Here is a 13,037-nt window from a genome sequence, read left to right on the forward strand (position 1 = left end):
ACCAAAATACTGCTACGGTGTTCTGTGACACACAGAACACGGGGCATTATTAAAATCCTAATAGGATTAACTCAGAGGAATATCAAATAAGAAAAGACTGAAACAAGACGGGAATGTCCTGATGCAGTAGTGGGGGAGAGTAATCCGAGTATGCTACGAATTGGTCTACATCAGATAAATGAAAATCAATGAAAGTGAATGCCAATACATAGACAAAATCTAGGTTGATAGAGAAACTAGATAGTGCAAGCTTGAAGTCATCTTGCAGCTCGTAAGACAGGTAGCTGTTTTCACAGCAGTTCATGGTCTTGCTCAGTTGTGTTTGTGTGCAGACTGGAGGTAGAGTCTCCATCATGCCACAGTCCAAATGCGCCTGACCTATCGCAAGCTGAGATTGCACCGCCTTGCCTCCACAGTAGTGCGTGGAGATAGCTAGTCCCATGTTGCTGAGCAGCAAGAGCATGGAGAGCGATATGGCGATGATTCTTTTCACTGATACAAATGTACGGAAATATACGAATAGAGATTTATAGAATTTTGATTTGCTCTTATAAGGTTAGGTGTGCTAAGGGAGTATGTGGTTTTCTGGTTCTAGCGTTTCAAGAACTTGATACACTGTGGTGCTACGGCGGTCTCCGTGGTGTTAGTATGGGTCAGTAGCCCCGTTTGGGTATTCCGCTCAAACACGCTGATGCTGGCAGAGCGTTTGTTGGCGACTAACACAAACTGATCCGAAGGGTCTATCTCAAAAGCTCTTGGCCATATACCTCCAGAGCTACTGAAAGTAGGATCGGTCAGCGAACCATCTGGGTTGATGCCAGAGATGGCTATGCTGTTGTCTCCACGGTTGGAAGCGTATAGGTACTGTCCATCTGCAGAAAGATGGATGTCTGCGGATTTGTTGAAATCTTTAAACTCAGCAGGGAGAATACTGATCGTGTCTATCGGATGAGTGATGCCTAGTCTTGGGTCATGTTCAAATGCCATGACATGTCCGGTGAGCTCGGCTAGTACATATAGGCAGGGTAGCTTGGGATGAAAAACCAAATGTCTCGGTCCAAAACCTGCTACTGCGGAGGTAGTCGATACAGGTACTTCGTCGAGTTTTCCAGCCTCTGAGATAGGGTAACTCAGGATTTGGTCTGTTCCTAAGTCAGTCACATAGACCAAATCACCAGCGGGTGCTGGGATGATCATGTGTGCGTGTGGTGAAGACTGTCGCTCGTGAACGCTAGAACCATGATGTCTGATGCGGCTGATTTCTGAGCCAATTTTGCCATTTGGTTCTATCCCGAAAGTGGCGACTTCTCCTGATCCATAGTAGGCGACCATGAGATAGCGTTGGTTTTGGCTGATGCTGATGTAGCAGGGACCTTTGCCTTGGTGTACTTGAGAGTTGATGGGTGACAGAATGCCAGTCTCTGGGGCTATGGAGAAGGAATGGACGCCTGAGCCGTCTATAGAATAGAGGTGATGGTTTGATGAGTCGATGGCTAGATATGACGTGGTATGGGTGGTGGAGTCTAGTCCCTGATGGATTAACTGTCCGTCTGCTGGTGTCCAGAGGTAGCGATCGATTCCTGCAGTGGATGTGGCGTCATTGGACGAGACATAGACCCAGTAGCGGTCTGGTGCAGGCTCACAAGTCATTAGCAGTATTCCTAAAAGAAGAATGATGAGTGCGGAGGAGTATGTTCTTCGGTTCATAGCTGGAAAATTAGTGGATTGTAGGGTGAAAGGGGGGATGATTTCCTCTAAATTGTAATGCTACATTTTTTAAACGCTCTACATGTCATAAAGCTAAGAAATCAACATTATGAAGACAATTGGGATCAGTCTGTGAAGTTGTGGGGGTAAACTCGGTAGACAGGTTCGATATTTTTATTCCAATCATTCAAATTAACCTCAAGGACTTATAAGAGATGGTTATTTACGAAAAATAATCATGAATTTCGAACAATGAATCTTGAATCACGAAGTAATCCTCGATCTCTCCTCAGAAATACGGATTGATCCGACAATTGTAGGGGTAATCTAACAATGGAGAAAGAAAAAGCGGACTCATCTGAGTCCGCTTTTTCTTTCTTTCTATTCCTCCACGTTTGTTTTAGTGGCTCACATAGAAGTCGTATACTAAGACCTCCCCATAGTTGTTTGGATTGTCAGTTTCGCTGCCTTCTTTATCTGCGTTACTTTGCGTGTAGTTACCGATTTTGAAATAGGCTTCTCCATAGCTCTTGTCCATCACGTAATTGTTGTTGCCATCTTTCACTAGATAGTTGGACGCGTTCCCATTGGCGTAAGCACTTGCTAGATTACCATCTTCGCTATAGTAGCAATAGTGCTTACCATCGATTACCTCGAAGATGACTTCATGTACTGTACCTAATGAGTAGTTGGTAGAGACTGTGACATCATCTCTCAGTTTGCCTCCGTTGAAGCTTAGGAATAAGTGAGAACCTTCTAGTCTCAATACCATTGCGTCATCGATACCATCAGATTTATTTCCATGGATTTGCGTGGCAACAAGGTGATCTTTGACGATAGGTAAATGTGTGATCGCTTGTTTCGAGTACACTACGTGCGTACCTGAAGTCGTCCAGTATATGTCAGAGCTTCCAGATTCGGTTCTTTCTCTCAACTCAGACCGGATATAATCCGAATTAGGGGTAGATCCGTTGTTGCTTCTGATCGGAACTCTAAACACGATTGCATTTTGATCATCATTCACATAAAAATACTCATTGTTGCTTTCGTTGCACAGCGTTTTGTCTTCTTCACCATTCGGGTAAGTGATTTTCCATTGGTTGCAGTTGTCCATTAGATCAGATGGTACATTTGCTGAGCCAGGATCAGTCGGATCTACTGGATCTACAGGATCAGTACCCCCGTCTTGTGCTTCGCCGTAGATTTCTACTTCGGTGATACTGTTCCAAGTGTTCGAGCTATTGCCGAGGCCTGTGATCCGGATGTAGCGAACCTCTGTTGCATCGAAGTTGTAGGTCTCTAGGTTATTGGAGCTACCGCTGGATGAACCAGAATATACTTCTGTGAGCGATGAAGTGCTGTTGCCTACTCGAATCTTGAAGGTAGAGCTACGTTGGTCACCTTTGTACCATGCTGCTTTGACACTACTGACGGTTTGAGAAGAACCGAGATCATAGGTGATATACTGGCCGGATCCATTCGCTGACCACCTAGTGTCTAAATCTCCGTCAAGGGTATTTGTTGGGACATTGCCATCGTCTGCGGAGGCTGATACACTGCTAACTGACAACTTACCTTCCGTTGGTTCTGCAGCGTCAGTGCTACCAGCGCCTTCTATCAACTCGAAATCATCGAACCGCCCTGTGCCTCCGTTGTAGGCTGCGTAGATCGTGATGCTCGTACTGGAACCACTATTGAAACTAACGGTTACCTGTGTCCAGTCGTTATAGTCTCCGCCATCGCTATAATTCGTGCCACCTACATTTGCACCAATCGTGCCTGCTTCGAGTATATATGCTGATAGCGTATAGTCGGTATTGGTATTTACAGTCAGGGTTTGTTCTACTTTACCATCACTCCCGGTGATTTTAGCAGATTTGGAACCATTGTGTGAATCTCCAGAAGTCGCTGATGGATCTGTATCGGTCCATCCCGTCCAGTCGCTTTCGAATCCTGGGTTAGTAATGTTTACCAGATCACCTGCTGCTGATAATGCGTTAGATAAACGGATGTCTGGTTCTGCCATATTCTCGTCACATGACTGTGTAGAAAACAGAAGTGCTGAGGCTATTACGGCCATTGAGGAAACCTTAGTTGCGTGTTTCCATCCTACATAAAAATAGTCTTTCATCATAAATGCTTTAAAAGTGGAAAATTTAATAGTAATCATGTCGGTCAACCTATTGATTGGGTAATCAATTATTGGTTGTCCAAAAGCAATTACGTTAGAATATTTATTATTTCAAAATATAGGAATGGTTGTAACAGTCTTTAAATAAGTGTTTTATATAAAAATTATGTCTTATTTGGTGTTTTAACGCATAAAAAATTGTGATAAAAAAGCATGTATTTTTTTCAAATCCATAAAAATATGGAGGGATTAATTTGTATCCTGATCAAAAATACATAAATTGGTCAACCAATTAATAAGAGTCAAGAAAACATCGAATGGAATTACTGAATAACTTTAAACAGATCGTCATAGAAACGCCGGTCGACAAGATTATCAATCAGATCAAGGAGTTGATTACGTCTGGACAACTGATGCCTGGAGATAAACTCCCACCAGAGAGAAAATTATGTGAGGCATTGGGCGTGGGGAGGTCTCATGTCAGAGATGCTATTAAGAAATTGGAGTTCTATGGTATCCTAAAAACGCTACCACAAAGCGGGACTGTAGTAGCAGGTCTAGGAATGACTGCTCTAGAAGGCTTGATTACGGATGTACTCAGGTTAGAAGTTAAGGATTTTAGATCTCTCGTGGAGACCAGAGTTATATTAGAAACCAATGCTGCTGCGCTAGCTGCTCAAAATAGAACTGAGGAGGATTTGGCGGGTATAGAGGAGGCTTTGCTAGCTTATAAAAATAAGAAAGCAGCGTCTGTCTATGCAGTGGACGAAGATTTGATGTTTCACTTGAAAATAGCTGAAGCAAGTAAGAACTCGGTGCTGAAATCGCTCATGTTGGTGATTACGCCAGATATACTTACCAATTATAACGAATTAGATGCCTGTGGTGACGGGAGATCAGTATCTGCCCTAGAAGAGCATGAGCTTATCTTGTTTCACATCAAGGAAAAAAATATAGAAGGAGCTACTCAGGCTATGCGTGCTCATTTAAGTGACATTTTGGATTTCTCAAATACGCTTCAAGTGGAGGATTTTAATCGTAGTAACGGAAAAAAGAGATAAAGGAACATGGCGTAAAAACGAATTAAAAGAAGAATGGATTAACCAAGGGCTAATCCATTCAGGGGAAAATCTTACCAATTAAAATATCAATTTGGTCGTCGGTATTGTCATTGTGTTCGATTAACCACTATTTACAAAGATAGGCAAGATATCTAAAATTTTAGCTATGTCTTTTTCCCCTCCCAAATGCTCTCTTTCAGAATCATTTTTGACTCTAATTGGCAAGTAAAGAGAGCCTAATCAGGCTTCTATTGTAGAAGCAGTACTCAGATTTATTAATTGTATGTACAGCGTGGTGCTGTGAGTTGATGTACTTGATGTTCCACTATTGTACGGTTTTAGGAGTATTTGGATGATATGCCTAGCGTGAGCTGTGTCCAATTGTCAAATATGGCGACTCTAACCTAAGAATTTTAAGACACTTACTATTAAAAGAAGAATGGTGAAGATAGCATTAGTGATATATCGTACTAGTTTAATTAGTTGTTTGAATTTGTTGTTTTTATGCTCGATCGTATCATGCGATTCGGAGCATAAAACAACAACTTTGAAACACAAAAGTATCTTGTTTACAGCGGCATCTTTGTCCACTGTGCAAGAACAGTATAGTAGTGTCCAGCTGTTTCAGCAGTCTATGGATCAGGCGATCAAAGAGGTAGATGCTCAGATCGCTAATGGTATCGAAGTGCCTATCCCCAAAGATCTAGCAGGAGGGTATACTCATGAGCGTCACAAGCTCAACTATCTAACTATGCAACGAGCTGGAAAGCTCTATAGGGTTACAGGAGAGGAGAAGTATGCTGTCTATGTGCATGATATGTTGCGTGAGTATGCTGAGATGTTTCCCACACTGGACAGACACCCTAGCGAAAAATCTTATTCACGAGGCAAGCTATTCTGGCAGTGTCTCAATGATGCCAACTGGCTCGTATATGCTAGTCAGGCGTATGATTGCATCTATGATCGTTTGAATGCAGACGAAAAGGCGTTTTTAGAGACCAATCTTTTTAGACCTTATGCTAATTTCCTATCTATAGAAACACCACAATTCTTTAATAGAATACATAACCACAGTACATGGGCCAACGCAGGTGTAGGGATGATTGGGTTGGTGATGAATGATACCGTATTGGTCAAGCGTGCGCTCTATGGTCTAGAGGAGGATGGGCTGGATACCGCCGCAAAAGACAATGATGGTGGCTCGATCAAAGAAGAAGGGCAAGAGCGGGCGGGGTTCTTGGCGCAGATGGATTTGTTGTTTTCTCCTGATGGCTTTTATGCGGAGGGACCTTATTACCAGCGTTATGCTATTTACCCGTTTGTGGTGTTTGCTGCGAGTTTGCAAAATGCTAGACCTGATCTGAAAATATTTGAGCATCGAGATGGAATCTTATCCAAAGCAGTGTATGCGCTGCTAAACCTAACAGATAGCAATGGGGAGTTTTACCCGATCAATGACGCGCAGAAGGGAATGTCCTACTATTCTCGTGAGTTGGTATCGGCAGTGGATATTATCTATCATTTTGGAGATCAAAATCCTGAATTGCTCTCGATCGCTGAGAAGCAAGGGCGTGTATTGCTAGACGTGACGGGTTTTAGTGTGGCAGAGGCAATCAGCCAAGGTAAAACACAGGCATTTGTACCTAAGTCTATGGAACTCAAGGATGGAGCTGATGGATCCGAAGGTGGACTAGCAATATTGCGCATGAATCATACTGGAGGAGATCTCAACGCGGTATTTAAATACACTGCACAAGGGATGGGGCATGGACACTACGACAAATTATCTTACTCACTTTTCGAAAACGGTGAAGAGGTACTACAAGATTATGGTGTCTCTCGTTTCGTCAACATCGAACAAAAAAATGGAGGAGGATACCTCAAAGAAAACAAGACTTTTGCCAAGCAAACCGTAGCGCATAACACGGTAGTCGTGAACCAAACGACTAACTATGGTGCTGACATAGATGTGGCGAACAAACGACACTCGGATAGGTTCTTCTTTGATGATTCTAAGAAGAATATTCAAATCGCTAGCGCAAAGGATACAGGGGCTTATGATGGCGTGAGGATGCAACGTACGATTGCGTTGATAGCAGATTCGTCATTCGCTAAGCCATTACTCGTAGATGTGTTTGATATCGATTCGGACGAGATCAATACTTATGATCTGCCCTACTATTATTTTGGTCAGTTGCTATCGGCTAACATGGTCTATGAGACACGTGCTACACTAGCACCTATGGGGGATCAATTTGGCTATCAGCACCTCTGGGAAGTGGCCAAAGCTGATAAGTTGCCCAATCAGACGAAGGTGACTTGGATGAACAACCAGCAGTTCTATTCATGGACTGCCTCGACGGACACTTCGGATGAGTTTCTTTTTGGCCGTATAGGCGCTAATGATCCCAAGTTCAATTTGAGGGCAGATCCGATGTTTATGCTGAGGAGAAAGGCCGATCATGCTGTATTTGCTTCGGTATTGGAGTCACATGGTAGCTACTCTGCGGTGAGCGAGCTGTCTGAGGATGCATTTTCGAAAGTAACGGGTATAGATGTGATCTATCAATCTGATGATTATACAGCAGTACAGATCAGACATGAGGGTGGTACACTGCAACTGGTGCTTTGTCGCAACGATAGTGCTGCTGATCAGTCACATGAAATAACAATAGAATCTAAAAAAGTGTCTTGGACCGGAGCGTATGACTATCAGGTCATGTAAGCGTAGTGTTTAAGGATCATTAACAGGGAAAACAAAAGGATATTATGAAGCGATTTAGTGAGAAATTTATTTTAACTGATAAGATGGAATGGGAAGAACTAGGTGGAGGTGTCTCTCGCAAGTTCTTGGGATTTGACAATCAGATCATGATGGTACAAGTGAAGTTCGAAAAGGGGGCTGAAGGTACACCACATGCTCATTTTCATACTCAATCAACCTACTGTGCTTCGGGCAAGTTTGAATTTACCATAGATGGTGAAAAGCAGATTGTCAAAGGAGGAGATGGTGTTTACATCGAGCCTAATTTATTGCATGGAGCCATCTGTCTCGAAGCAGGTATTCTTATTGATGTTTTCAGCCCAGTGAGAGAGGATTTTCTTGAGGGTGGGGAAGTATCATATTTTGGAAAAAAATAGTAAACCGTGCTTCGGTCTAAATGCCTCTCATGCTGAGAGGGGTGAGGCCATGGGGCTTTGAAAAGCAGAGATTATGAAAGTGAAAGGACTAAGGTGGTGGATCATCATATTGATTTTTTTGGCCACTGTGATCAATTATATAGACAGAACGGCCATTAGTGTGATGTGGCCTGGGATATCTGAGGAACTAGGGTTTACCAAGCATCATTATTCTATCATGCTAAACGTATTCATGGTAGCTTATGCGATCGGTCAATCTGTTTCGGGACGGATGTTTGACAAAATCGGTACACGAATGGGTTATGTGGTCAGTATCATGGCGTGGGGGATTTCCACGGCGATGCATGCTTTGGCTTCAGGGTTGTTGTCGTTTGGGGTGTTTCGAGTGATGCTCGGTGTGTCAGAGGCAGGTAACTGGCCTGGGGCGGTTAAGAGTAATGCAGAGTGGTTTCCTGCGAAGGAGAGGGCTATGGCACAGGGGATCTTTAATGCTGGAGCCTCTATGGGGTCTGTGATAGCACCGCCATTGATTGCGATGCTCTACCTCGGATTTGGATGGAGAGTCACTTTTGTGATTGTAGGTAGTTTGGTGTTTTTGTGGGTTATTCCATGGTTGATCATCAACAAGGCATCACCTAAAAAACACCCTTGGATTACTTCGGAGGAGCAGGAGCATATTTTGTCTGATCAACCAGTAGAGACTAGAGACGAGGATGAGAAGGCATTGTCATTGAGAGAAATACTGTCGCATAAAGAAGCGTGGTCTGTACCGGCATCTCGTTTTTTCTTGGAGCCACTGTGGTGGTTGTTTGCGGGATGGATGCCTATTTATTTGGCTGATACCTATGGTTTTGATGTCAAAGAAATCGGGATGTTTGCTTGGGTGCCTTATGTAGGAGCCGCCATAGGTAGTATGTCTGGAGGGTGGTTTGCTGGCAAGTTGATCGCACAAGGCAAAGGAGTAGACAAAGCACGTAAAACGACGATTTCGATTGGTGCTGTGTTGATGTTCTTGGGACTGTTGGCCACTATTTTTATTGCCAATACGCCAGAAAAATTTGTAGGGATTGTCGCAGTGGTCCTTTTCGGCTTCCAGTTTTCGATTAGCAATGTCCAGACTATACCGAGTGATTTGCTCAGTGGAAAATCTGTGGGGGCATTGGCTGGTTTTGGAGGAACAGTCGGTCTGTTTTGTGTGATTGGAATGAATTTTCTCATCCCCTTTATTACAGAGACGTCTTATACGCCTGCTTTCGTGATCATCGGTGCATTCGTACCCTTGAGTGTGATCGCAATATTTGTCCTTTGTAAGGAGATCAAAAGAATAGAAATAAAATAGAACTAGATATTAAAATTAATACAATTATGAAGTCAGAAGGTAAAGTGGCCGTAGTGACAGGAGCTACAGGTGGAATAGGTTTTGCAGTAGCAAAAAGGTTAGGAAAAGAGGGATATACTGTTGTTTTGAATGGTATTGAAGAAGAAAAAGGAGCGGAAAGAGTAAAAGCGCTTGAGGCAGAAGGGATAACAGCAGAGTACGTCGGGTTTGACGTGACTAGTGATGAAGCTGTCACTGAAAATATCACCAAAATCGGTGAGAAGTACGGTAAGATTGATCTTCTCGTAAATAACGCAGGAGGTCTAGGTGGAAGAGCTAGATTTGAGGAAATGACTACTGAGTTTTACAGATCTGTTATGGCTTTGAATTTGGATTCAGTGTTTTTTGCATCAAGAGCGGCTATCCCTTTCCTCAAAAAAGGAAAAAATGCGTCGATTATCAACTATACATCAAACGCTGGATGGAACGCAGGTGGACCTGGAGCAGGTGTCTATGGTACGTCTAAAGCAGGAGTACACGCGATCACGAGAGCACTTGCCAAAGATTTGGCAGAATATGGAATTAGAGTGAATGCAGTATCTCCTGGTACGATTGACACACCATTCCATGCCCAAATCAAAGCGACTAAGCCGGAAGTGTTTGCTTCATGGAAAAACAACATTTTGTTGGGACGAATCGGTGAGCCAGAAGAAGTTGCTTCTGTTGTGGCTTTCTTAGGTAGTGATGATGCTTCTTTCATCACGGCTGAGACGATCCAAATCGGTGGAGGTCAAGCTTTAGGAATTTAAGGAATGTAATCGAATCGGGCGAGTCGGCTTGATTCAACGAAGATCGTTTTCTTAAAGAATCGAAATATTTAGGAAGCGTGTCCTACCTGCCGCTGGTAGGTAGGACGTTTTTTTTTGAATAGTATTGGGTGTTCAAGGAAGAGAATTTTGTTTTTCTCAGTCTTAATTTTGGACTCGAATTAAAACTAAAGTCAGATGTCAAAGAAAAGAGTAATCACGTTTGGAGAATTGTTGATGCGTTTGGATGTACCGAATCAGGCACGGTTCGAACAGGCCAATGCCTTCAAAGCGTCTTATGGTGGGACAGAGGCCAACGTGGCAGTCAACTTGACCAAGATGGGGATGCCTTCAAAGTTCGTCACTGTTTTGCCAGACAATGATCTCGGAAGAGCGGCGCGTGGACACATGCAAAAATCTGGTGTGGATGTATCGGATGTACTTATGCAGGGCAGACGCCTAGGACTCTACTTTCATGAGACGGGTACCATGCTGCGCTCTAGCAACGTGATCTACGATCGTGAGCAGTCTGCATTTGCGGAAGCCAAACCTGGGGATTTTGATTGGAAAGAGATACTCAAAGGGTATGATTGGTTGCACTGGTCTGGGGTGACACCTGCTGTTAGTGAGCAGGCGTACAATTTGCTCTTGGAAGCGATCAAAGAAGCGCGAGCACTAGGGATGACGATCTCTGTAGATCTCAATATCCGAAAGAAACTGTGGAACTGGGGTAGAAAACCCAACGAAGTACTGCCTGAATTGATCGAGGAGTGCGATATCTTGCTTGGCAATGAGGAACATATCAAGGAACTATTTGGAATCGAAGAATGTCCGTATGACTTGCGGTCTAGTACTGCGCATCTCGGTGAGGTGTTGACGAGTCGTTTTACCAATCTCAAAAATGTGGTGGTGACGTGGCGTAGAACCATAAGTGCGAGCCACAACAAGATCTCTGCGGCTATATTTGACGAGCACAACGTCTACGAAGGTAGAGTGATTGATATTCCAGATATTTTGGATAGAGTGGGCAGTGGTGATGCACTGACCTCTGGGATCATCTATGGGTTGATCCAATTCGAACATGATCTATACAAAACCATCGACTATGCCATCGCTTGTTCTGCGATGAAACATACCATACCGGGAGACCTGAATCTCGCCACGAGCCAAGAAATTATGGCTATTGTAGATGGAGATAATCAGGGTGTAAAGAGATAATAGACCTGGCGCGATCTAGGTGGTCTTTACGGGTCAGGTAGTGTCAAAACAAAGATTTCTATTTATTCAGTCAATATTTTTTAAAGAGAGCAAGCGGTTGCTCTCTTTTTTTGTGGTATCTAGCTGAATCATAGTAAACTACTATAACGCTCGTTTTCACGAGTTAAATCACATAGGGAAAATCTAAACGATTCCACAGATTCGCTTTTAAAGCATGCATTCCAAAGGAAAAGTCAACTGTCTTTTCAAGTCAGTATCAATTTGCATAACGCTTTAGATTTTTACGCTGCACTGTGAAATGACAAAAGCAAGAGGTGATGTATGGGAGGTCTCACTCTCCCTTACGACATTTCAATGGTTCCGTTTTTCAAAAAGGTTAGCGTTCGAATTGTCAGAAATGGCTTTAGTACTTTTGTTGAGCCTTTTTCAGAACCGAATTTAGGTTGTTAGTAATGAGTGGGTTTGGTTTGTGGTTGTTTACGTTGGGGTTGAGTTTTGATTAAATATTGGGTATAAAAAAAGGCTTGAGAAACTCTCAAGCCTTTTGTAAACGAGATACAATTTATTTCTTACTGAATAGTAATTGTAACATTATCAATCCAAGTTTCTGCGTCACCATTAGCATTAGGGTCTACACTCTTCATGAAGAACAGTAGCTCTTCGGTCTCCGCAGTGAACTGCATAGTGTAAGTCTGGAAGTTAGCCTTAGCTGCATCAGCATAACTCACTACTGTTACAGAAGTGTATGTGTTATCTGCTGTGATCTCAGTCTCTGAATGGATGTCGCCTTTCAATAACCAAGCCGTTACTTTGTCAATTGCAGGTACATCTACTGACTCAGTAGAGGCACGGAAGCTTACTTCGTATGTTGCGCCTGGTACTACAGTGATTTTCTGATAAGCACCTCTCAATGGATCGTTGAATTTGATACCGTTTGTTTTGGTACCGTCCTCTAGCTTCTCTCCATCACTAGTCATACCACCACATCTGAATGCATCGTCATCCCAAGCATGTTCTGCAGGTAGTTCCCACTCATCATTGTTTGTTTGGTAGATGTCTTTCAGTACATCTGATTCGTAACCTGCTTCATCAAAGGTCCCATTTCTGAATGACGCCTCTGGGATCACAATTTCTACAGTGTTGGTCGCTTCGCTAGTTGTACCGTCCTCACCTGTCACGGTTAAAGTAACGTCATAAGATCCAGGAGACGTGTAGGTATGGATTACATTCTGATCAGTAGAACCTTCAGAATCATCACCGAAATTCCATGCGTAGCTAGCTGCTCCTGTGGAAGCGTTGATGAAGGTAACTTCAAATACATCTACTTCAGCACTGAATGCTGCTGCTGGAGGTAATGCTGGCTCATCACTGCCACTTTCTTCGCCACATGATGTTGCAAATACTAGTACACTCATAGCAAATAGTGATGCTAGAAATCCTCTAGTGAAAAAGGCTGCCACCTTGTTTTTAGTTAGAAATGTTTGTTTCATAATCATTCTTAATTTTAATAGTTTATAAAATAGTCTTGCTTTTCCAATCTTGAATGGTGTTCCAAAAATTGGTATACCAATATAGTCTGTTCTTGTGGTTAATCCAAAATAATTATCATTATTGGTTCAAAATATCTTCTTTAATGTCTTTAAATAGTGTTTTTA

General features: G+C 42.9%; 10 protein-coding genes. 6 read left to right on the plus strand and 4 right to left on the minus strand.

The annotated features are described in order from the left end of the window. Nucleotides 1–82: 82 nt before the first annotated feature. From BGP76_RS18695 to BGP76_RS18705, 3 genes are all read right to left on the minus strand, one after another. A complete protein-coding gene (locus tag BGP76_RS18695; RefSeq protein WP_147407522.1) occupies nt 83–493 on the minus strand; it encodes a hypothetical protein in 411 nt (136 codons plus the stop codon). A 98-nt stretch (nt 494–591) separates the two neighbouring features. Then, nucleotides 592–1,707 (minus strand): lactonase family protein, encoded by a 1,116-nt coding sequence (locus BGP76_RS18700; protein WP_119845823.1) that lies wholly within the window; start codon nt 1,705–1,707, stop codon nt 592–594. A gap of 400 nt (nt 1,708–2,107) precedes the next feature. Next, nucleotides 2,108–3,787 carry a polysaccharide lyase family 7 protein gene (locus BGP76_RS18705; RefSeq protein ID WP_305000237.1) on the minus strand — a complete coding sequence of 560 codons (1,680 nt, stop codon included), beginning with the start codon at nt 3,785–3,787 and terminating at the stop codon, nt 2,108–2,110. A gap of 368 nt (nt 3,788–4,155) precedes the next feature. Between BGP76_RS18705 and BGP76_RS18710 the strand changes: the two genes are divergently transcribed. The 6 genes from BGP76_RS18710 to BGP76_RS18735 all read left to right on the plus strand — a co-directional run bounded on the left by BGP76_RS18710 (nt 4,156) and on the right by BGP76_RS18735 (nt 11,382). Then, nucleotides 4,156–4,899: a FadR/GntR family transcriptional regulator gene (locus BGP76_RS18710; protein WP_119845825.1), complete on the plus strand. Its 744-nt coding sequence runs from the start codon at nt 4,156–4,158 to the stop codon at nt 4,897–4,899. A gap of 547 nt (nt 4,900–5,446) precedes the next feature. Further along, on the plus strand, nt 5,447–7,624 hold the full coding sequence (locus BGP76_RS18715; protein ID WP_255416158.1) for a heparinase II/III family protein: 2,178 nt from the start codon (nt 5,447–5,449) through the stop codon (nt 7,622–7,624). A 44-nt stretch (nt 7,625–7,668) separates the two neighbouring features. Then, a complete protein-coding gene (locus BGP76_RS18720; RefSeq protein ID WP_073122878.1) occupies nt 7,669–8,040 on the plus strand; it encodes a cupin domain-containing protein in 372 nt (123 codons plus the stop codon). Nucleotides 8,041–8,113: 73 nt separating this feature from the next. After that, entirely contained in the window at nt 8,114–9,379 is a 1,266-nt protein-coding gene (locus tag BGP76_RS18725; protein WP_073122877.1) for an MFS transporter, read from the plus strand. Nucleotides 9,380–9,405: 26 nt separating this feature from the next. After that, on the plus strand, nt 9,406–10,167 hold the full coding sequence (locus BGP76_RS18730) for an SDR family NAD(P)-dependent oxidoreductase (protein WP_221409910.1): 762 nt from the start codon (nt 9,406–9,408) through the stop codon (nt 10,165–10,167). A 195-nt stretch (nt 10,168–10,362) separates the two neighbouring features. After that, a complete protein-coding gene (locus tag BGP76_RS18735; protein ID WP_073122875.1) occupies nt 10,363–11,382 on the plus strand; it encodes a sugar kinase in 1,020 nt (339 codons plus the stop codon). Between the two features lie 569 nt (nt 11,383–11,951). On the opposite strand, the gene BGP76_RS18740 is transcribed toward BGP76_RS18735, so the two are convergent. Then, a complete protein-coding gene (locus BGP76_RS18740) occupies nt 11,952–12,872 on the minus strand; it encodes a PKD domain-containing protein (RefSeq protein ID WP_158584340.1) in 921 nt (306 codons plus the stop codon). Between the last annotated feature and the right edge of the window lie 165 nt (nt 12,873–13,037).

This window comes from Reichenbachiella sp. MSK19-1, assembly GCF_003590315.1.
Lineage (GTDB): Bacteria > Bacteroidota > Bacteroidia > Cytophagales > Cyclobacteriaceae > Reichenbachiella > Reichenbachiella agariperforans.